We start from the raw sequence: 21,312 nt of genomic DNA on the forward strand, positions 1-21,312 counted from the left end.
CTCAGCCCCCCGCCTGCGCATTCAGCCGCACCGGCAGCGCGCGAAATGTCCTAAGGAACGCGGAGGGCTCCCGGGTCGGCTGCTCGGCCAATGCCAGTGTGGGGAAGCGCGCCTGGATCCGCGGCAGGCTCTCGGCCAACTGCACCCGGGCCAGTTGCGCACCGAGGCAGAAGTGGATGCCGTGGCCGAAGCTTAGCATGATCTTCCCCTCGGTCGACATGCCCGGACTGGTGCCGTAGAACCGCGCGGGATCGAAGCGGTCCGGATCGGTGAAGGCGTCCGGGTCGCGATTGCCGGCCGCGATCAGCACGCGCACGTCCGCGTTCTTCGGGATCACCACGCCGCCCAGTTCGATGTCGCGCTGGGCGATACGTGGAATGGAGCTGAACATGGCGGGCGCGTCGCAGCGCAGGACCTCTTCGACGAATGCCTCCACCCCCACGGCACCTCCCTGCAGCCAGTGCCGCTGTTCGGGATACGCCAGCATCGCCAGGACCGCATGGTCGATGGTGGCAGCAGTGGTGGCGAAGCCGCCCAGCAGCATGCCCCACAGCATGCTGATCAATTCCGCATCCGACAGCGTGTCGGTGTCGTGGTCGTGGGCGCCGACCAGCGTCGACACGATGTCGTGGCGGGGATCGGTGCGCTTGCGCTCTACGAGGTTGCCGAAGTAGGCCTGCACCGTGGCGCTGGCCTCGTCCGCGGCGGCGAGTTGGGGATCGCTGGCGTGCGGCCTCAGGCCTTCCAGAATGGCGCCGATCCCTGCGGCGAACCCGAACATGTCGTCCTGGGGCATGCCGAACAATTCGGCGAAGACCAGCATAGGCAAGGCCAGCGCGAATTCCTGATGCAGGTCCACCGCCTCCCCTCGCTCCAGCGCGGGCGCCATGCCGTCCAGGCGCGCTGCGACGATGCGCGCGATGCTCGGCCGCAGGTTGTCGATCTGGAGCATGGTGAAATCGCGCGAGATCAGCCGGCGCAGACGTGTATGCGTCGGTGGTTCCTTCATCGCTAGCGTGGACGCCAGTAGCTTCAGCGACAGGCTGGTCGCCGCACGCGGGAAATAACGCGCCAGTTCGCCTGGCGCCGGTCCCCGAAACGCATCGCCCGCGGCCTTGAGCGCCCAGCAGATGTCGGCGTGGCGGCTCAACAAAAAGAGGCCCGACGCCGCGCGATGCACCGGATCGTGCTCGCGCAACCACCGCATGAACGGATACGGGTCGTGGATGCACGCTGGCGACGCCAGTTCGGCGAAGGCGTCCCGGCATGCCACCGTGGTTTCTTGCACGTCCATCTTGGTTACCTGTTGGCTGGCTGATCTGACCGGCGCGCGCCAGGCGCGCCGGCAAATTGTGGAGAAGATCGCAATTCCCCGCGGCGTCCGGGCATCACCAGAGCACCGGGAACTCCTCGAACCCGCCAGTGATGATCTGCTTGCGCAACTTTAGTTCTTCGGGGGCGACGGCCAGGCGCAGCGCGGGAAGGCGCTGGAAGATCGAACCGAACACCGCCTTGAGCTCCAGCCTGGCCAGTGCCATGCCGATGCAGTTGTGCGGCCCGTGGGAGAACGCCAGGTGCGGAGTTTCGTCGCGTCCGATGTCGAAGATTTCCGGGTCGTCGAAATGGCGCGGATCAAACGACGTCGCCGGCAGGCCGACCAGCACCTTGCTCTCCGCGGGAATATGGACGCCTGCGATGGTCACGTCGGTCCTCGGATAGCGCATGATGCCGTCCCAGCCCGCACCCGGCGGGTACATGCGCATGATTTCCTCCACCGCCTTGTCCACCAGGGATGGATCGCCGACCAGGCGTTCGCGCTGTTGCGGATGGCGGAACATGGCCAGCAGGCCGAATTCGATCTGCGCGAGAGTGCTCTCGTGCCCGGCCACCAGCATGCCCGCCGCCAGGCCGATCGCCTCTTCCTCGGTCGCTTTGCCCTGGTCGACCGCCGCAAGCAAATCCGTCAGCAGGTTGTCGCCCGGATCCTGACGCTTCTCCCGTATCTTGCCGCGAATGTAGGCGCGCAGTTCTTCCCAGGCCAGGCGCGACGCGCTACGCGGGCCGCTTTCATGCTGGTGCGTCATCACCTCGTCGGACAGCCCGGCGAAAAAGGCGTGATCCTCGTAGAGCACGCCCATCAGTGCACTGATGACCATGGCCGGAAGCGGAAAGGAGAGATGGCGCCGCAGGTCGGCGGGCTGGGGCTGGGCCGCCAGCGTCTCGAACAACTGCGCGGCGATCGCCTCGACCTTCTTCGCGAGCAGCTTCATCCTGCGGTTGCTGAAGGCCGGCGCCACGATCGAGCGTAACCGGGCATGCTCGCCCCCCTCGTGTGAGACCAGCCACCCCGGCGAACCGAGAATCACCGAATCCGGGGTGAATCCCGCCGGCGGCATTCCCGCGGGCCGGAACGCCGCGTCGGACAGCACTGCCTTGGCCTCGTCGTAGCCTGTCACCCACCAGCCTTCGTGCCCGGACGGGAAGCGCACGCGGTGGATCGGGCCATTGGCGCGTAGCGCCAACATCTCGGGCGAGGGCTCGATGTGATCTACGCGCCACATCGGCAAAGTCGGCAAGGGTTGTTCGGACATGGTGGCGCTTCACTCTCTGCCTCTACCTGCGACGATGCTTCCCGCTTTCGTCGATCCTCCATTGCCGGCGCCCATCTCGGTCTCGCGTCCAAGCGCTATGAATCCGGCGTGGTCACTCGAAAGGTCCACGTTTCGAAGCCCGGCGACGAGCTCACGCGAACCCTCCAATATGAAGCCTCCAATGTTATCCTCACGCGACAGATCGGCTTCTCTTCTCTGAACGGCTTCAAGGGCGCCGGCTCCAAGAAGGCAAAGGTCGCGGTGGCGCGCAACTTCGCCGTCATCCTGCACGGAATGTGCAAGACGAAGGAGCCGTTCCGCTACGCGGATGCTGCAGCCTGAGGACGAGCTTCGCCGTCCTACCCCAACTCCTTTTCCCGAGAGGTGTCCTGCCGGGACGCCGCGCGGATGAGCTTGCACCCTGGCATGCGGGCCAACGGAACCCGCGAACACCACTTCGACCCACCCGTTCCGACGCAAACACGCGACGACGCTTGCGATCGACCCCGGAGAGAACTCTGAGCCCGGCACGCGCTGCATCAATTGCGAGAAAGGAGCGCATTGACAGAGGCGATTAGAGACCCCCCTGGGGCATGATCGCGGTCGGCCGCGGGACCATCTGGGTCCGGCTCGCACCAAGGGATATAATGCGTCAAGCACGGCACATAGCGAGGCCTGCACGGCGAACGGTTCAATGTGTGTCCCGGCTGCCTGTTCCAGGTGTTCGAAGGCGAACTAACATTTGATGCGGCTTGGGCTGAGGCCAAAGCCGTGAGGAGGAAAGCTGCTGCTGCAAGGGCGCGTGTCATGGATATTCTCGTGTATGGGGGATGGGACTGTCGTTTCGCCGTACTGAGATAGCTACCTGTAGTTGGCGTGTAATGTCACAGCTGTAAGAGCAAGAGCCATGCCAGGGGCGCAGCAGTCGGTTCTTGTTGAATTCCATCACGTCTCGAGGTGAGCGGGTAACGTTGGTTTGTCGAATTCCTTACAAAATGGACGGACCGAATACATCCGAGGCACAGGCAGTGCCCGGCATCAGCGGGAACCAGCAAAGGTCCCCTTGCGTCGAGAGCCGACAAATCGCCCGCTCCAAGCACCGGACAAGATGGTAGACAAGATGGTCTCCAAGCACGTGCATCGCGCTCGACCGGTTACCACGGCTCGTGACGTACCCGAGGGAAGCGGACACGCACCTAGCGGACCCCCGCGGCAAAACTCCCGGCTATCAGGGGCCGACGCTGCTCGTCTACATCGAAGACGCGACCGGCAAGCTGCTGCACCTTCGCTTTGCGGTTGCCTGAGCTCGGCGCGGGCGACAATTCTTGCTGATCGCTTCGTGCCTTGCTGGCCCGCTATGGCCGCCCGGACAGAGTTCGATGCCACCCGTCCCGCGGGGCCTTCGTGCCGGCGGCGAGCCATGCAGGACGGCATCCCCTTCCCTATCGAACTTTCCGACGGGCTCGCGCTGTTCGGGTCGACGCTATCGCCGACGAGAAGGACGTCACAGCCTGCCCGTCAACGGCTTTGCCATCGGCGCGATGTAGAGGTGAAACCGTTCTTTTGGGTTCCTCGTGAGGATCTCAAAAGCGGTCCTGGTCCGTGCACAGCCCTCTCCACCGCAAGGATCGGCGCGTCGCCTGCCGGGCACCCGACAGCAGTATCCGATTGATCTGCGCCCAAGTCTCAGACCGGATAGCGCTGATCGTCTTTTGCAGCACCGACTTCTGCGGGCTCCAGGACAACGGAGCCGGCAAAGGCGCGCGAACGAGGCTGAATCCTTGAGGTGGAAGGCCAACTCCTGGTAGCTCAGTTGCCGATTCAGCAGAGCGCAGCGTAGCGCAACTGCTTCACCGGGCGGGCCCCGCCGCCCGGTGGCCTTGACCCCCGACCCGCACCAAATCGCGAGCCATCAAGCCAAGCTAATCGCGATGCTCATCCAGCCATCGCGACATCGCTTCAACTCGCGACCGATCTCGGGCGCGGCGAAAAGATCGAGTAAGCTGACTTAGACGGTGCGTTCTTGACGCGTTGTCGGCTCCGGCGTGGGCAGGGATTTGGAATCAGAGGCATGATGCAAAACTACCTGAAGCCGCCGGGCCTTGCTTGCGCAAAGCTACGACTCGCTCAAACTTTGCCGTTCATGGACGGAAACTAGCTAAGGACATAGCAGCAGCTTCAAGAGAAGGATAGAGGCTTCGTCTTTCATCCGTCTGGCTTGCCAAGTCGGGGCGAGACGCAATCTGATTTCCGGCGGACCACGGCACCGGGTCCATCTCGAACGCCATGCTCGCCTGGACGGCAGGAGGGCAGCACCTTCGATCCAAAGCCGATGCAGAACGGAATCTGCGAAGCCTTGAACGGCCGCAGCGGGACGAGCGAGCGAACGAGATACTCTCAGTCTGAAACTCGATCACGCTCGATCAGTGATCGCTAGATGGGTCGCCGGATGCAGCGAGCGGCGCCAGCATTCTGCGCTCGGATCACACCTGCGGCCGCATGTAGCCACGCTAACAGCAACACACGGCTGCGCAACTCGACGGCCCCGCGATCGCCTGTTGCTCAGCCCCGCTCTCACACGCCCAATTCCGCGTCCGATTGACGACAATCTGTGTTCAAGTTCAGATCCAGACATCCCAAGGGTTAGGATCAAGCCGGCCGGGGCGATACCTCCGATTTAGGGTCGCTGCTCACAAGCCTTTTGGTGGCATGCCAATTGCATATTCATAGCCATGATACGTTTTCCGAGACGGCTGCCGTTGACGACGATAGCGGCATGGTCTTCGAACAGGATGACCAACTTCTCGCCGGCCGGTACCGGCTCGCCGTCCAGCACGCGCCGCTCGGCTTGTCGGATGATGCGTTCGACCAACGGCCGATAGTAATGGACCTGGAGCTGCCACAGTGCGATGGAAAAGGAGTTGTTGGCATGCGCGTAGAAAACCATCATCGCGATGTGATCGGTGTGTCGGTCGCTCCCAAGCAACTTGAGATTCTGTCTTCTGCGATTCTGCAGCAGGGGGGAATGGCGCGAGTGTCGCTGCCAGGCGATGTGGTAACCTGGGCGGCAGGCGGTCACCAGACGCTCAGGCGGGTACTTTCCGACCAGCGTTTCAACAGGGACTGGCGACAGTGGCGGGCGCTGCAGGACGGCCAGATTCCCGAGGATCATCCGCTGATCGGGATGTGCAAAGTGGACAACATGGTCACGGCGCATGGCGCCGATCACCGGCGCTTGCGTGGCCTGCTGTCCAGGAGCTTCGCGCCCACTCGTATGGCCTTGCTGGCGCCACGGATCGAACAATGCGTCGATCGGCTCCTGGCCGAGATGGCGCAGCGCGGCGGCAGTGCCGATCTGATGTGCGAGTTCGCCGTTCCCCTGCCCACCATCGTAATCGCCGAACTTTTCGGTTTGCCGGAGGAACAGCGCGAGGAGATCGTCGAGCTCACCTACAGCCTGGCCAACACCTCAGCCACAGCCGCAGAGGTGCGACAGACGCGGCAGCGCATCCCGGAGTTCTTCCGTCGCCTGATCGCGCTCAAGCGGGGCCAGCCCGGCGACGATCTGGCTTCGGCCCTGATCGTCGCGCGCGACAACGGCGAGATCGTTTCCGACACCGAGCTCATCGACATGCTGTTCATGGTTCTCTCCGCGGGCTTCGTGACCACTAGCGGCGTCATTGGCAATGGCGTGCTGGCATTACTTACACATCCGCAGCAACTGCACCTGGTGCGCAGCGGCAAAGTTCCGTGGTCACAGGCGATCGAGGAGATCCTGCGCTGGGGCAGCGCAGTGGCCAATCTGCCGTTCCGCTATGCCACCCAGGACGTGGAGATCGACGGATGCAGGGTCCGCCGCGGCGACGCCGTCCTGATGGTGTTCCATGCGGCCAACCGGGACGAAAAGGCCTTCGGTCCCGGCGCCGACAGATTCGATGTCACCCGGGGGCACAACCCGCACCTGTCCTTCGGCGAGGGGCCGCATGTCTGCATGGGCGCCGCGCTGGCGCGCCTGGAATTGGGCTGCGCCTTCCCCGCGCTGTTCGGGCGGCTGGAGGATCTTGCGCTGACCATCGCCGCGGAGGATGTCGTCTATATGCCGTCTTACGTTATTCGCTGCCCGCAGCGCCTGCCGGTCACCTTCCGCCCGGCAGTTTAGAAACGTCCTGCGGTCACAGCCGAAATTCTCCGCATAGGAAATCTGGCGGCGCTTGGTCTCTTTCGGTTCCTCGACACTGAGGGCAAGCCCTTCCTTTTCGGCGTAGGCGCCCTGGACGCATTGACTGCGGCCAGTGCCAAGTATTTCAGCCGGCCCGTGGGCCGGCCGACGGTCCCGTAGCTCAGCTGGACAGAGCACCGGCCTTCTAAGCCGATGGTCACAGGTTCGAATCCTGTCGGGATCGCCATAATTTGAGAGTTACTTAGTGTCGACTGCGTGCGTAACCCGGGATGCTCGCCTCCCTCGTGCGAGACCAGCCACCCCGGCGAACCGAGAATCCCTGAATCTTGGTGAATGCTTGCGGCCCAGCCCCAGCCCGCCGACCTGCCACCTCTCCTTTCGCTTCGGCCACGGTCATCAGGGCGCTGATTGGCGTGCTATCGCAACAAAAATTCTCCATCAATGTTGCCGTACCGCGGTGTGATCCGCCAGCGTCGGCGGCCATCGCTATCCTGAGTTCGAAGGCCGCTCACGCCGGCAGGAGATCGCTGTCGAAATGCCCACACGCTGCCTCGTATTCGCAACCGCGCTCGCTGGCGGCGTTTTCGAGCCGAGGGTGTCCCGACCCCAGATCCCGCGTCGACAAACGTGTGCCGGCGTTCGCGCCTGACTAGGAAATCCGGGATGTGCGCGCCTTCTCCCGAGCGGAGGTTGCGGGAAAGCTCGACCACGTGTCGACTTCGTCAAAAGTCGGGAAGGCAGCTAAGGTCTCATGCCAGCGGTGTCCCAAAGGGGAGCTCTGGCCGCGGGAGACCGCCTCCTTGATGCCCCTGTCCGATATCCGACAATGTCGGCTGTCAGACACCGCCTCTGACGGTCATCCCTTGTTTTCAAAGGGAGCTTACGTTGGCACGATCTATGATGGGTGGGGCCTGCGGGAAGGGAGAGCATCAACAGGTCAGGCGCACTGAAGCATAGCGTTGCCCCGAGCAGGATGCCGATCGCTGCATTCCCCTGTGGCAACGGAAGCAAGCTTTTGTGACCTTGTCGCGAGGGGCACGGCTCTGCTCACAGCGTCCAATCGCATTCATTTTAGCAACGAGGAAGCCCAGTGACACCCCACAACTGCGATGCCAACGAGGAAATACGGATAACGCAAAAAGCCGTGCTTGCCTTTACGATGTCTTACACCGCTTCCCGGTCCCTGCTCGTCGCAGTTGGCCGCCGCTTCTATCGCACATGCACTGCACAGCTCGCAGAAAACAGCCGCGCAATCTTGATCGGTCTTGTTGCTTTCTGCACGTCCTCGACAAGTGCCATGGCTGCTGATCAGACAATTTACGCTGCGCCTGACGACGGCATCATATTTCTCGGCGGTGTCGGGTATACTTGGCTCAAAGCCAACGAGCTCATCTTGGACGAGGCAGGCCATCATATCAGCCAACTGATCTGGGAAACGCAGGCGCCGGTTCTGACCACCGGCTTCAAGGCTGAGATGGATAACCGTTGGACGATCTCGGCTAGCGCTATGACTGCTTTGTCGGGCAACAGCTACATGGAGGATTACGATTGGGTTGATTTGAAGTTTAAGAAGCCTCCGGACAACGTGAACTTTAATTGGGACCGTTGGTGGGATCTGTCGGTGCATCCCGACACCAGGCTCAACCGCTACATCAATATCGACATCGCAGTCGGCCACGACTTCCCGATCGGCAATGCCACGACCCTCAATCTGCATGGCGGCTTTAAATACACCAACATCAAGTGGACTGCTTACGGAGGTTTGGGAGTCTACAGCTATGATGGCTTCCGTAACCGGCACAGGTCGTTCCCGCCCGGCGAACCCGGCATCACCTACGAGCAGCGTTTTCCGGGCGTATTCCTTGGCGCGGAGATAACGACGAAGCTCGGTGACTGGACCTTGTCGGGGTTGCTTCGTGGCGGCCGGATGGTCAATCCCGAGGCTGACGACTACCATTGGTTGAGGGGACTTCTATTCGAAGATCGCTTCAGCTCGATCGACTTCATCTCGCTCGGCGCCAAGGCCAATTATCAAGTGACTGAGAGCGTCAGCATCTTTCTCGCGGCCGACGTGGACAGCTACCTCCGAGAGAGAGGCGACGTGACGGCGTCCGGTGCCAAAGGCGCTCGGCTCCACAAGGGCGCAGCTGGCATGGACTTCTACGCCGTCACCACATCGGTCGGCTTCAAGTTCAAGTTTTGAATCCTTCGGAAGCTGATATCGCAACTTCGGCCGGTCAGCGAGAGTGCGTCTTGCAGTCGATGGACATTCGCATTGGAGCGCGAAGGCAAGAAGGAGCTGCCATATCTTGCATTCAGGTTAGATGTCCATGGGTATGGCCATGCCGGGTGGGGCACCGGCGGGGGACGGATACCTTGGCAGGGTTCCTGTTGAGGTTCTCTCAAAGCCCCCTGGCATGGTTCACGGGATACCTCGACGCTCCTGAGAAAGCGCAGAAAAATTCGCCGAGATGGACGCTGGTACCTAACCGGCCATGTTGGTGGGAAGGACGACGATGGCCATTTTCGCCTTTCATCGCGGGATGACGAAGTCGTCATCCTTGCCGGGCGACCGAATTGGTCCGTATCGAGTCTAATGGCTCTCGCGCCCGCCCGCGGTGAGAATGGGCCATGATTGGAATTCCCGACGACGTTCAGGCGGCGAAGCTCGTCTTGGCTGCAGCAGCCGCATAGCGGAACGGCTCCCTCGTCTTGGAGGATGACGGCGAGCTTGTGCGCCACCGCAACCTTTGCCTTCTTGAAGCCGGCGCCCTTGGCGATCCGCGGGCCCAGGCCTTCAGAGAAGAGAAGCTAACCTGTCGCGTGAGGATCACATTGGCGACTTCATATAGGTGGGTTCGCGTGAGCTAGTCACCGCGCTGGGAGAGACGCCGGATTCGATTGACCCTCCGGATTCATAGCGCCTGGGCGCCGGCCTTGGAGGATCGACGGAAGCGGGAGGCATCGTCATAAGTCGAGGCAACCGACAGCGCGATGACGGCGCCGACGCCGGGAGCCGTCATGAACAGGCGAGCCATAGCTTCTGTTTCGCGGCAGCGCGAACGCGCGCGTCAAGAACCTTGATCCGTTCGGATATGAGGCAAGCCTTTGAACCGCATTTTAGCTATCCATTATGTGGATGCCTCAAATCGAAACAAACGATTTGATCGGTTTTGCAGAACGCCGCATAGGGACAATTCAAGAAAGCCCCTTAAAGGAAGTTGTCGATGTTTGCGTTAGCTCCTAGGAGCATTTTTGGCCCGCGTAGCATTTTCTGGTGCACGCCTTCTGGTGTTCGCCGAACCTCCCAAGCCGCGTGCCCATTGTGGCTGGGTTCTTCGGTCCGCGCAAGCCACGTCGTCGGCTCGCGGCAACAGGCTCTTTCCTGCACAGGTGCTTACCTCAAGAAACAGCAATAAAGACGAGGTCTTCCATGCGTTCTGACGTGCGGTGGCGGTTGTGCTGGGAAAATGAATTGCAACTGGCCGACCATGCCGAACTGTCCGACTTCTTCCGAACGAACTATGGACGGACTGGGGCCTTCCACGCAAAGCCATTCCAAGGCGGCCGCAGTTGGGGCGGTGCGAGGCCGGAATTCCGCGCAATCGGCTACGATGCGCACGGCTTAGCGGCTCACATTGGCATACTGCGCCGGTTCATCAAAGTTGGCGAGGTCGATCTATTGGTGGCCGAACTGGGATTGTATGGGATCCGTCCGGATCTTGAAGGACTCGGAATAAGCTTTTCACTGGGCGTTGTGTTTCCAGTGCTGCAGCAGCTTCGGGTTCCATTCGCTTTCGGCACGGTTCGGCACGCGATGCGCAACCATGTTGAGAGGTTCTGTCGAGGCGGTCTGGCGACCGTTATTTCGGGCGTTCGCGTACGGTCGACGCTCCCAGATGTGCATCCCGACCTGCCGCCCACGCGCCTTGAAGACGTGCTCCTCTTGGTCTCGCCAATTGGACGCTCGATGGACGAGTGGCCGTCCGGTAGCCTGATCGACCGAAACGGTCCGGAGTTATGATGCGGGCTACATACCAAGAGGTACTGACGCTGACCTTTCACGAGCAATTCATTCTTGCCGGCGACCCTCTTCGTCATCGGCACGCCTGCCGCAGAACGCCGGAACTAATCCGGCTCTAATGAGCATTGGGCTTCGTCGGCTGGCAAGCTTAATGGCTATTTTTGCCACGCCGCCGATCTCAGGAGTCGAGCCGCATCCACGTCAAAATAAGCTGAAATGGGAAAGGAACACAATGGCTGATCAACTTACAACGGAAATCATTGCCATAATCAAGAAACGGGTCGAAGCGGAGAGCGGCGAGGAAACGACTGCTTCCATCGTCGGCGAAATAACGGCTGAGACGGAAATGACCGAGCTTGGCATCGATTCACTGGGATTAGCTGACGTGCTCTGGGATTTGGAGCAAGCCTACGGCATCAAAATCGAAATGAACACGGCCGAGGCGTGGACGGGTGTTCAGAATGTCGGCGGCATGGTTGAAGCCATGCGCGGCTTGCTTGCTAAGGTGGCTTGAATGGACAGGCGCGTCGTCATCACCGGAATAGGCGGGTTGTGCGGACTGGGCACCGACGTCGCCTCCATTTGGACAGGGATGCGCGAAGGCCTCTCCGCCATCGGCCCGATTGTCAATGCAGACCTTCATGAGCTGAAGGGCATGATCGGCGCCGAGATCAAGGCGCTGCCTGAGCACGACCTTGACCGCAGGCAGCTCGTCTCCATGGCCCGCTTCAGCCTACTTTCTGTTCTTGCGGCGCACGAAGCGATGCGAGAGGCCGGACTTTCCTGCGATGAAGGAAACGCCCATCGCTTCGGCGCGACGGTCGGCGTCGGCTTCGGCGGCTGGGACGCGGCCGAAAAAGCATATCGCGCCCTGCTTTTAGGCGGCGCGACCCGCATTGATCTCATGACTGGAGTAAAGGCGATGCCGAGCGCAGCTGCCTGCCACGTCAGCATGAGCCTCGGCCTGCGCGGGCCGGTCTTCGGCGCCACGTCCGCCTGTGCCTCGGCCAACCATGCGATCGCCTCGGCCGTCGACCAGATCAGGTACGGCCGGGCCGACGTGATGCTTGCCGGAGGCAGCGACGCGCCATTTGTGTTTATTGTGATGAAATCGTGGGAGGCGATGCGCGTACTCGCTCCGGATACTTGCCGGCCCTTCTCCGCCGACAGGAGGGGCTTGGTGCTGGGCGAGGGTGCGGGTATGGCCGTGCTGGAAAGCTATGAGCATGCCAAGGCACGCGGCGCCACGATCCTTGCCGAGATCGCTGGCATCGGGCTTTCCGCCGATGCCTTCCACATCGCTGCGCCGACTGTCGAGGGGCCGGAAGCGGCGATGCGCGCCTGCCTTGCCGATGCCGGGTTGAATGCCGAGGATGTGCAGTACTTAAACGCGCATGGCACCGGCACGAAGGCCAACGATGAAATCGAAACAGCGGCCATCAGGCGCGTCTTCGGTAATCATGCCAATTCGATGTCCGTCTCTTCCACCAAGTCCACCCACGGGCATTGCCTCGGTGCAGCGAGTGCGCTTGAAATGATCGCCTGTGTGATGGCGATCAAAGACGGTGTTGTGCCGCCGACCGCCAATTATCGCCAGCCAGACCCCAATTGCGATCTCGACGTCACGCCCAATGTTGCGCGCGAGCGCAAGGTGCGCGTGGCCATGAGCAACGCCTTCGCCATGGGCGGACTGAACGCAGTTTTAGCATTCAAACAGGTGTAGAAGCCCTGCGAGATGCCTCCCGCAAAGGTCACCGACCCGTATCACTCCGTCGGTCCGGCTGAATGTTGCATGCAGTACTTGGCGTAACCCCCAGCACGAAGCCTCAGATGAGGTGATCACGTTGTCGAGCGGCGCCGCGCATCCCGTGGCCGAGACCGACCGCAGCAAAGGCCTGTAAATTGCACAATTCATCACCGGCCTGCACGATTGAGAAGAGGATAAGAAATGTTCGAATTGAATGGCCGCAAGGCGCTCGTCACCGGCGCAACGGGAGGCATCGGTGAGGCGATCGCCAGGGTGCTGCATGCTCAGGGCGCGATCGTCGGACTCCATGGCACGCGCATCGAGAAACTGGAAACGCTGGCGGGTGAGCTCGGCGACCGGGTCAAGCTGTTTCCGGCCAATCTGTCGAACCGCGATGAAGTCAAGGCGCTCGGCCAGAAGGCGGAGGCAGATCTCGAGGGCGTCGACATTCTGGTCAACAATGCCGGCATCACGAAGGACGGGCTGTTCGTGCGCATGTCCGACGCCGACTGGGACAGCGTGCTCGAGGTCAACCTGACAGCCGTGTTCCGGCTGACCCGCGAACTCACCCATCCGATGATGCGGCGCCGGCACGGCCGCATCATCAACATCACTTCGGTCTCCGGCGTCACCGGCAATGCCGGCCAGACCAATTACTCAGCCTCCAAGGCTGGCATGATCGGGTTTTCCAAGTCGCTGGCGCAGGAGATCGCCCCCCGAAGCATCACGGTCAACTGCGTCGCCCCGGGCTTCATCGAATCGGCGATGACCGACAAGCTCAACGACAAGCAGAAAGAAGCGATCATGGCGGCGATCCCCACGAAGCGCATGGGCACCAGCGACGAAGTCGCTTCCGCAGTCGCCTACCTCGCTTCCAATGGAGCTGCCTACGTCACCGGTCAGACAATTCACGTGAATGGCGGCATGGCGATGCTTTGAGCAGGGGCAGACCGGAGTCTCCAAAATGGCCTTGGGTGACCGCGGTCCGTGACCTCCGCAACCACACTGTCTGGCACGTGAACGTCCGCGACCTGTGTCCGGCCTGGCTGTGACCAGAAGCTTATGGCTGTAGATTTCCAGCTCGTCATTGCCTGCGTCCGGTGGATAAATGGATCACCAGCCTGGACAAGCTTATTGCGCTCAATGCTGAGTTCGTCGTGCCTGGCCGCCATATTTCAACTGCGTGCCGGCGTTGATGAATTGATCGTAGGGCAGAGCGGTACCGAACGCATCGCAACCGTCAAATCGCCCCGGTGTGATCGGGATGATTGTGGTTATAGAGGATCGCACGGCATCAACCGGGCTGGCCGAGGTGTGGAGAATGATCGGGCTGCCTTCGGCCTGGCTCACGGTGACGTTGCTGGCGGAATACCCGATGGCCGTGTAGACGCCCCCTTTTTCGACGCGTTTGCGGAATCCTGAACGCGCTTTCAGAAATCGTCGGCAGCGAAAGCCGGAGACGCCGAGCGTTGTTACGATAACTATGACGAGACCTTCGTTGCGTTTCAAAATGAGCCTGACATCTTACCTTTATCTCCTCAAGACCATGCCTCTGGGGATGGCGCGCGGCACATACCGACAATGTGGCTCTGTAAGATAACCTCCTATCTTCTCGAGCCGTTTACAGGTCGCACAGGGCGGGTATTCGTGTCAGCCCCGGGGTGAGGGTCCACGTGCGTCCATCTTTGTGGCCTTGCGGCTAGAGCCTAGATGCAATGCCGCGAGTGCCATTAGAGCCTGGCAAAAAGGCTGACTCACGCCCGTCCTGGAGAATTCCAAGAGTTCGTTCAGTCCAGTCGCACTGGAGAGGCGCAAGGCTTCGTAGCGGCAGACGGGAATCTGCCGATTGTTTTTGAATCGCCTGTCCGGCCCACCGCTTTTGTTAGGGTGGGCCCAAGTATGTGCAACCACTTCAGCGTCGGACGGAACTCTCCCCGTCTCGATGAAATTGCTCGGAGCAAACTGTGTATGGAGATCGGCGTATCCAACCGCGCCGAAGCGGTTGCCGTCCTTCACGAGGACGAGATCTGGCATGAAATAGAGAACCTGCCGTCCTACGTGCATCGAAGGCGGTGTAACGTTGCTGCGAACGACGTGCGGTAAGGTGTTTGCAAGTGTTGTGGGCTTTTTGTCGACCAGCATGCTGGCCCCGGCATTGCGCTTCCAAGTTGTCAGATCCTGGATCTTGCCGCCGGCAGCGACATGCCACCTTCCTGCGCATCGAGTGAGCGTTTCGAAGGCGGCAACCAGCCCGCCATAGGCAGCTTCGGCGTCTTGCTCCAGATCATAATAGAGCACGCTTACCCTGAGGTAGCCATCAAACCATTTGCCAATGAGCATGCCCGGCAGAAAAGCAGCGGTCCCCAGCACAGGCCCGGAACCTCCGAGCGCTTTCCCAACAAGGAACCCGGCTATTCCGAATAGAACTGCTAGCGCCACGGAGAGCCGCTTCTGCGATTGCCTGGCGTTGATTTCATCGAGCACATTTGCAAACGTCTCATCCCGCATGTCCATAACGTCGCCGGACTCGATCTCTCTCATCACGACGTCATCCGTGATGTATTGTGGGGCCGACGGTTGCGGTTGAGCTTGCGACGTGTGACGGGTTGGCTGTTGGACACCCTTTTTCGCGCCGGCTTTTCCGAGCGTGCCGCGATAGTAGAGATCGCCTAGGCCTGCGTGGATATAGTGGCCGCGCGGCCCCGTTCCGATCCGAAGACCTTTTACACCAACCGAGACGCCGACCCCGCCTGACGAAAAGTTGAAGCGGAACGGACCTGCACCGATCGATTTTCGAACGTAAAACCCCATTCCCAGAGCCCCCAACCCAAATGCTAAGCCACTAGCATTCTTTCCCACTCACGACTTCGATCCCCCAGCCGGCGCGAGGTCGGTTTCGCGGGAGCGCTGCCTCACCCTGATTTCAATTCGTCGTCTCGCCTTCACGTCGCCGGCCTGCGCTCCGTCGGTCAGATGGTCGCCAGGCAATATCAGCTGGCCACCCGACATCGGCAGGATGGTGAACCGTTTCAGCTCGGGCATATCGCGAAGGATGCTCGTGACCGAGATTGCACGTGCCAGCCCAAGGCCGGCGTTGTCGGCCGGATGAAGCGTACCGACTTCTACCTTGCGGGCCAGGACCGGTTGGAGACCTTTGTCCATGTTCGATAACTGACCGGACATGGCCTGCTCGTCCGTATGTCCAATCACCTCGATGACGTCGACGCCGTATGATGTTGCAATGCCCGCAATCGTCTTCGACAGGTCGCGCAACCGCAGCCTGAAGCTATCGGAAAGCTCCGCACTTCCGGTATCGAAATTATAGCCGCTGAGTTCGCTGAGACTGATGATCGGCGGCCAATCGTGCGGCTTGGCGGCCATCGCAGGCGCGTCTGCCTTCTTCAAGGCATCTGAAAGGTCCTTCGAGGTCTTGGCCGTACCAAGGTAGCCAAACTCGTTCAGCACCTTCGTGCGCTCGATCATCGTTTTGGCTTGATCAGCGTCGACATCGTTGTCGGAAAGGACCCTCGTGACCGGGGCCAGTTTCACCGCTTCTTCAACCGAAAGCCCTGCCTTTTTGATGCTTTCAATGTTCTCTTTGGCCAGGACCAGCTCACGCCATTGCTGGTCGGGCACGTTGCGCCCTGTCGCGGGTTTGACCATTTCATTCAGCTGAGCAAGGAGCCGCTTGTTTTCCTCGTCGAGCTTACGCGATTCCTGTTTGAGGGACTGGGCAATCTTCTGTGCCTCTGCAGCCTCTTTCTGCTTCTTGGCGATAATTGCGCCGGCTGCAAGCAGCAGGCAGAACACCAAAAGCAGCATCGTCTCGGCCATTGTCAGCCCCAGGATCAGGCCGCGGCCGTAGCCCTTGCGCTCAAAAGCGACCGCCGTTCCGCCGACCTCGCTCACCGGCCCCACCAGCCGCTTTTTCGCGGCGGTTCAGCCTTCTCTGGCGCGCCGCCTAAGGATTGGAAGGAATCGCTTTGAGCACCTTCGGAGATGGTGACTATTGCCTCTTCACCAACACTGGCGGCAGGTATCCCTGCGCGTGCTGGATCGATTGCTATGGCGTCGTTGGCAGCATGGCTGGCGCGAGCCGCCTGAAGACTCCTTTCTGCAATTGTTGCAACGAGTTCGCTCGTATCCTTACTCTGCTTTTGCATCACTGCCGCAAGCGCTTCGGTTAGGCGCTGCTGCGCTTGAACATTCTCCGCTGTCCTCTCTGCCGCGGCTGCCGCCCGCTCTACACCACTCGCCACCTTCGCCACTGCGTCAGCGAGACCGGCCATACGAGCTTGTTGCTCCTGCGAGGCCGTCTCGGTCTTGACCGCATACTGGGCGACAGCGCTGCCCAGGAGCTTTACCATGGGCGCCAGATCGTTCTTTAGCACCTCGTCAGGCACGACAACTCTTTCCAGCTTCGTGGCCACTGTGTCAGCTTGTTCGCCGAGCTTACCGACCGACGAAGACATCGAGCTGTTGGCTTTGTCGAGCAAATCAGCAGCAGCTTCGACCCGCTGCGCAATCGAAGAGAACTGACTTTCGACCTGCCCGAAATTGTCTTTAAGCGCATCACTGAGCTTGCCAGATGCCTCCTGGACCGGCTTGATCGATTCCATGGCGATCTTGTCCAATGCGGATCTTATGTGCTCGCCGTTCCGCTCTGCTTGCACGGCAATCTCTGCGAAGCCCTCTTCGAGCATTTGATGGCTGACGCGGCGAAAGTCAGCAAACTCCCTGGTGACGCTCTCCATCTCGGCTCTTACTCGCCGAGTCATATCGGCGAGTTCGTGCCTGGCCGTCCGCTCGATGTCGGCCGGATCCCGGCGCATCTGATTGTAGAAAATTCTGAGCGCGATGCCGGTGATGGTCGACGTAATAGCGATACCGAAGTTGCGAACGATTGCATCAGTGGAGCCTTCCGACCCGAACTGGAACAACGACACGCCAAGGCTCGTGAGCGTGAACAGAAAGCCCATGTAGTAAAGATTGTCGCCGGTCTGCTCATCGTGAAGGCGCAGCTTTCCAGTGAAGATCGAAACGCCGAGATAAAAGAGCATCAGGCATACAGGTGCACCCGCGGCCGCGATCGGGTTTACACCTGAGAGCTTCGCAATGGCGATGAAAACGCAGCCTCCGAGCGTCAAAGCCGCGAAGACAACAAGCGGGAAGCCTCGATGCCCCAATAGGGAATTGTCGTGCTTTCTCGACATCAATTTAACCCCTCCAAGCCAACCAGCTTTTGGAACTCGCCGTGGTGGCTTTGGACCCATTGCGTCCAGAACTCGGCATGGTCGAGCGACTGAAACGGCTTCTTTGCCCGGTCGATGTAGAGAATTGTCACGTCCACTCCATCAAGGGAGGTGCCGTAAGTCCGATCGGCAGCGCTATTGACGTATTTCTGGTAGTCGAGCCCGGATCGGTACTGCGAATAAAGCGCCGTATGTTCAATCATGTCCGAGGCGACCACCAATCGCTTTGCGCGACCCTGTTTCGCCAAGCTGCTGTCGAAGAGCGACAATTTGATCTGCTGAATGCCGGCCATGATCGGAGACTGGCTGGCGGAGGCAGCATTCGGAATTTGATCAGGAAGCTTGTTCAAAGGATCGCCAAAGGCGCCTTCCCACTTCTTTTGACGACGCACTGGGTTGTTGGTCCAACTATCCACCGTCGACCCATCGCCAGGATTGCACCCATCGAACATCACGGTCAGGTCGCCCGGCTCAGAGTTCAGCGTGTAAATTCTCATATATCCGCCTGGCTCAACCCGCCCGATTGTCTTGCGGAACTCGTTCCTCAGATCGGCCATCGTCGTTGTCGAAATCGGATCGGTGGCATCGACGAGAACAGCCGTGAGACTGGTTGGCCCATCCAACGGACAATTCGTGCTGGTGTCGATCTGACCCTTGCCAGATCGCGACCACATCCAGCCAAAGCCGGCCAGCATCGCAACCGATAGCAGCCCAAGGGCGACAGCCGCGACGATCGTGCCCGCATGGCCGTTCTTGCGCCTGCGAGCTCGCCTAGCCATTCACGCTGTCCGGATGAAGTTTGTCGAGCTCGCGGTACTTCTCAATCCCCCGCTCGCACTCCTGGCCGATAAGGCGGACTTGACCATTGAGCTCTTCTTGCGCCTCGCGGATGGATGCGCCAACGTCCCCCTCGCTCCACTCCCCGTCACCGGAAATTTGAGGTTTGATGCGATCGAGCTTGTAAGGCGCCCCGAAATGTTTGGGGGCAGGCTCTTTCCTCGCCTGTATGTTCGCTTCCCTGTATTTCGACAGAAGCTGGTTGCAGGCTCGCTCCAACTGGTCCTGATGCTGTGCAAAAAGCGCCAGAAGTCTGGACCGATGATCGACGATCGCACGATGCTCCCTGCGACGGCTGCCGAGTTCCTTGACGATGTCCTCAACCTTTTCATTGTGGTCGTCGCGAACATCTTGCAGTTCTTCAATCAACTCCCTCTTCCGGTCGATATAGTCCTGCCGCTTACGGACCAGCCGATTTTCGACGCCAGCGTAACCCGGATACGGGTCAAGTACGAACCAGCCGTCAATAAATGCGAAAATCGAAAACATGAGGCCAATCGCAAACAGCAGCCACGACTTCACGTCCATAAGGCCCGCCGGATTGGCAAGCATGTTTCGGATGACCTCTGTGCCGGCGCCGTCCGCGAGCGAGCCACTCACCTCGCGATAGTGCGCCAGCGCCAGATTTATGGTCACGGCCAGAGCGACATAGACAACGATCGAGAAAATCCCGACCAGCTTCCCAAAGACCGACCGGTGGGTGACCAGGCGGGCGCAGAAAACCGCGAGAAGCAATGCGGCGCCGATGTTGATGAACGAGAATGCTGCTGCCTCCAGGATGCCGCCAAAGAACCCCTGCTCATTCCCTTTGGCAAGGAAACTCCCGTTCATCCCTGTTTCGACAAGAAAAAGGAGCAGCAGCAGCGAGAGCCGCAAAAGATGAGCCGCGCCGTGCTGGACGCGCGCCGCGCGAACCAATCCGTGCTTCTCTTTGAACCAGGCGTGCTCTTTCTCAGCGTCGTCGAGAGCCCTTCTTAATCCATGGAGTTCATCCAGCCCGACCGTAACCGAAGCTTTGAAGTCTGATACGCTGGCCGCGTTCGCCTGACGGATGAGACCGAACTGTTCTTCGAAATCGAGGCCGGCGAGACGTCCGCCGAGAAGCTGCAGGTTGTCCTCTAGAGTATGATAGGAAGCCTTTTTCTCGTCCTCGACCCGTTCAATGATCGCATGTTCGAGATCGTCGAGATTCTTGGCGGTCTTCGGGGGCTGGTTGCCCTCGCCACGCTCTTTCCCGCGACCAGCGAGATCCATATCGCGATCAATCTTGGCGACATCCAAGCTGCTGAAAAGCTGGGTGCTCGCTCGGAAATCATGATTGGAATCGCGCAGAGACTCGCGCAGCCGATTCAGTTTTTCGAATTTAGAACCCACGCCCTTCGTAATCCTAATTCTTTTCGCCCCAAGCAGAATGCTTTCTATGCACAGTAGCGCTAAAGGGCAACCATCGGCGTTCGACCATCGTCGGTTCGGCACCGGTGAAATTCGGCAATGGTCGGCCACACGATCGGGCCACCGCATTCGCCCCAACGGGATCAATGCGTCTGAGAGCTGTTTGGACGATGCGAAGGAGTGAGTTCGAGACGCGGTGAATCTGGTAGGATTGCCTGAGCGAAATTGCGTTCCTGCGCATTCGGGCTCGACCCGCACTGCAACCCCGGATCCTCCGGGGTGTGCCACCAGATGCGAGGGGCTGACGCCGCCAACTGTTGGAAGCGACGCAAAGCCCATGCTTAGCCGACCACATAACGGCATCTTCCGCCTGCTTCGAGCAGGGGTTGAAAGCCGTGCCATCTTCCACATGCCATTACAGATCGGCCGAGCGGTGGTAATGGACGCTATTCCAGAAGTCCACAACCTGTCGCGAAGCACGGCAACCACAGGGAGACGCTGGAAGGCGAGGCAAAAGCGCTCGGCAGCACATAGCTGCCGACACCATTGTTGTCGCATCGGCACCGACATGGCACAATGTGCGGATGCCCGCAGATACTCGCCCCTCGAATGTTTTGACGGTGGCCGAATTGGCCGATCCTAAGCGTGCCGTAAGTGCCGCGATCGAGCTTTACGGGCGCGACGCTGCGACTGCGGTAGCTTGGTCCGCGCTAGAGGCGAATTTTGCTGGTCGAAACGCCGACTACCGCTTTTGGTGCCTGGTTTTTCGAGAACTGGCCGACGGAAGCATGAAGCAATAACAAGGCCTCCGTCGGCTTTGACCGGCGGGCAGTTCTTACGGGGAAAGGCCGCGGGGTGGGACGTGCGGTCGGCGTCACGACCCTGATGTTTCGGAGTTGTTCCCACCGCACGAAAAAAGCTCAGGCGCGGACGGTCAGACTGAGACTCCGCAAACCATCTTGAGCACGGCAAGCCTAATTTTCGCCAGTTTTCGTACTGACGCGAGAAAATTGTGATCGGCAGACTCCGCGACGAAGACCAAGGTCATCAGATCCAGCAAGAATTGGTGGATTGCGTCAGCGGTCATTGCCGACTCGAATTGATGCAGCATCGCCCGGGCATCGTTGACTGTTTCACCTTTGGGCGCATCGATCAACCCTTCAAGTCTTTCGAAAATTTCCAATTCGGCAATCCCCTCAGTGGGCGCTGAAATTTCCACAATCACAGTTGCTGCGTACTCCGATCGCCTTACAGACACCTGACGTGACGCGCCCAAGTCTCGGCTGCGC

17 protein-coding genes, 1 tRNA gene and 2 pseudogenes are annotated in these 21,312 nt (G+C 60.2%); 8 read left to right on the top strand and 12 right to left on the bottom strand.

Annotated elements, in window-relative coordinates; translation table 11 throughout:
* Position 1 precedes the first annotated feature (1 nt).
* Both O7A60_RS26405 and O7A60_RS26410 read right to left on the bottom strand, forming a co-directional pair.
* Entirely contained in the window at positions 2-1,294 is a 1,293-nt protein-coding gene (locus tag O7A60_RS26405; protein ID WP_337108684.1) for a cytochrome P450, read from the bottom strand.
* Between the two features lie 94 nt (positions 1,295-1,388).
* Positions 1,389-2,591 (bottom strand): cytochrome P450, encoded by a 1,203-nt coding sequence (locus tag O7A60_RS26410; protein ID WP_337108685.1) that lies wholly within the window; start codon positions 2,589-2,591, stop codon positions 1,389-1,391.
* On the opposite strand from O7A60_RS26410, the gene O7A60_RS26415 reads away from it, so the two are divergent.
* On the top strand, positions 2,544-2,933 hold the full coding sequence (locus tag O7A60_RS26415; protein ID WP_337108686.1) for a transposase: 390 nt from the start codon (positions 2,544-2,546) through the stop codon (positions 2,931-2,933). The two genes, O7A60_RS26410 and O7A60_RS26415, sit on opposite strands and share 48 nt — an antisense overlap.
* A 1,295-nt stretch (positions 2,934-4,228) precedes the next feature.
* Here O7A60_RS26415 and O7A60_RS26420 read toward each other — a convergent pair.
* Positions 4,229-4,566: pseudogene (locus O7A60_RS26420) on the bottom strand (ISNCY family transposase); the annotation flags it as partial.
* A gap of 774 nt (positions 4,567-5,340) precedes the next feature.
* Positions 5,341-5,502 (bottom strand): annotated as a pseudogene (locus O7A60_RS26425) (ISNCY family transposase); the annotation flags it as partial.
* 18 nt (positions 5,503-5,520) lie between these two features.
* Between O7A60_RS26425 and O7A60_RS26430 the strand changes: the two are divergent.
* The 3 genes from O7A60_RS26430 to O7A60_RS26440 all read left to right on the top strand — a co-directional run bounded on the left by O7A60_RS26430 (position 5,521) and on the right by O7A60_RS26440 (position 8,974).
* Entirely contained in the window at positions 5,521-6,750 is a 1,230-nt protein-coding gene (locus tag O7A60_RS26430; protein WP_337108687.1) for a cytochrome P450 family protein, read from the top strand.
* Between the two features lie 170 nt (positions 6,751-6,920).
* Positions 6,921-6,997 (top strand) — tRNA-Arg (locus O7A60_RS26435).
* An 864-nt stretch (positions 6,998-7,861) separates the two neighbouring features.
* Positions 7,862-8,974: an omptin family outer membrane protease gene (locus O7A60_RS26440; protein ID WP_337108688.1), complete on the top strand. Its 1,113-nt coding sequence runs from the start codon at positions 7,862-7,864 to the stop codon at positions 8,972-8,974.
* A 712-nt stretch (positions 8,975-9,686) separates the two neighbouring features.
* Here the strand turns inward: O7A60_RS26440 and O7A60_RS26445 are convergent.
* Positions 9,687-9,809, bottom strand: coding sequence for a transposase (locus tag O7A60_RS26445; RefSeq protein WP_156938323.1), 123 nt, complete (start codon positions 9,807-9,809; stop codon positions 9,687-9,689).
* 395 nt (positions 9,810-10,204) lie between these two features.
* On the opposite strand from O7A60_RS26445, the gene O7A60_RS26450 reads away from it, so the two are divergent.
* The 4 genes from O7A60_RS26450 (at position 10,205) to fabG (ending at position 13,481) form a co-directional block, all read left to right on the top strand.
* Positions 10,205-10,795, top strand: coding sequence for a NodA family N-acyltransferase (locus O7A60_RS26450; protein ID WP_027146604.1), 591 nt, complete (start codon positions 10,205-10,207; stop codon positions 10,793-10,795).
* A 232-nt stretch (positions 10,796-11,027) separates the two neighbouring features.
* The gene (locus O7A60_RS26455) at positions 11,028-11,309 is read left to right on the top strand and encodes an acyl carrier protein (protein ID WP_027146603.1); all 282 of its coding nucleotides are present in this window, start codon (positions 11,028-11,030) and stop codon (positions 11,307-11,309) included.
* Positions 11,310-12,518, top strand: a complete 1,209-nt coding sequence (locus tag O7A60_RS26460; RefSeq protein ID WP_027146602.1) for a beta-ketoacyl-[acyl-carrier-protein] synthase family protein — start codon at positions 11,310-11,312, stop codon at positions 12,516-12,518.
* A gap of 225 nt (positions 12,519-12,743) precedes the next feature.
* Positions 12,744-13,481, top strand: coding sequence for a 3-oxoacyl-[acyl-carrier-protein] reductase (gene fabG / locus O7A60_RS26465; protein WP_337108689.1), 738 nt, complete (start codon positions 12,744-12,746; stop codon positions 13,479-13,481).
* Positions 13,482-13,682: 201 nt separating this feature from the next.
* On the opposite strand, the gene O7A60_RS26470 is transcribed toward fabG, so the two are convergent.
* The 7 genes from O7A60_RS26470 to O7A60_RS26500 form a co-directional block, all read right to left on the bottom strand.
* The gene (locus tag O7A60_RS26470) at positions 13,683-14,051 is read right to left on the bottom strand and encodes a hypothetical protein (RefSeq protein WP_337108690.1); all 369 of its coding nucleotides are present in this window, start codon (positions 14,049-14,051) and stop codon (positions 13,683-13,685) included.
* Positions 14,052-14,192: 141 nt separating this feature from the next.
* Complete coding sequence (locus O7A60_RS26475; RefSeq protein WP_337108691.1) at positions 14,193-15,353, bottom strand: DUF4236 domain-containing protein; 1,161 nt, start codon at positions 15,351-15,353, stop codon at positions 14,193-14,195.
* 48 nt (positions 15,354-15,401) lie between these two features.
* Positions 15,402-16,451, bottom strand: a complete 1,050-nt coding sequence (locus O7A60_RS26480) for a hypothetical protein (RefSeq protein ID WP_337108692.1) — start codon at positions 16,449-16,451, stop codon at positions 15,402-15,404.
* Positions 16,448-17,758 carry a hypothetical protein gene (locus O7A60_RS26485; protein WP_415926861.1) on the bottom strand — a complete coding sequence of 437 codons (1,311 nt, stop codon included), beginning with the start codon at positions 17,756-17,758 and terminating at the stop codon, positions 16,448-16,450. Before O7A60_RS26485 ends, O7A60_RS26480 begins: the two co-directional genes overlap by 4 nt.
* Positions 17,755-18,573 (bottom strand): hypothetical protein, encoded by an 819-nt coding sequence (locus tag O7A60_RS26490; RefSeq protein ID WP_337108693.1) that lies wholly within the window; start codon positions 18,571-18,573, stop codon positions 17,755-17,757. Before O7A60_RS26490 ends, O7A60_RS26485 begins: the two co-directional genes overlap by 4 nt.
* Positions 18,566-20,005: a hypothetical protein gene (locus O7A60_RS26495; RefSeq protein ID WP_337108694.1), complete on the bottom strand. Its 1,440-nt coding sequence runs from the start codon at positions 20,003-20,005 to the stop codon at positions 18,566-18,568. The genes O7A60_RS26490 and O7A60_RS26495 overlap by 8 nt, the downstream gene beginning before the upstream one ends.
* A gap of 952 nt (positions 20,006-20,957) precedes the next feature.
* On the bottom strand, positions 20,958-21,248 hold the full coding sequence (locus O7A60_RS26500) for a hypothetical protein (RefSeq protein WP_337108695.1): 291 nt from the start codon (positions 21,246-21,248) through the stop codon (positions 20,958-20,960).
* Between the last annotated feature and the right edge of the window lie 64 nt (positions 21,249-21,312).

Source organism: Mesorhizobium salmacidum (SeqCode) (genome assembly GCF_037179605.1).
GTDB classification, from domain to species: Bacteria; Pseudomonadota; Alphaproteobacteria; order Rhizobiales; family Rhizobiaceae; genus Mesorhizobium; species Mesorhizobium salmacidum.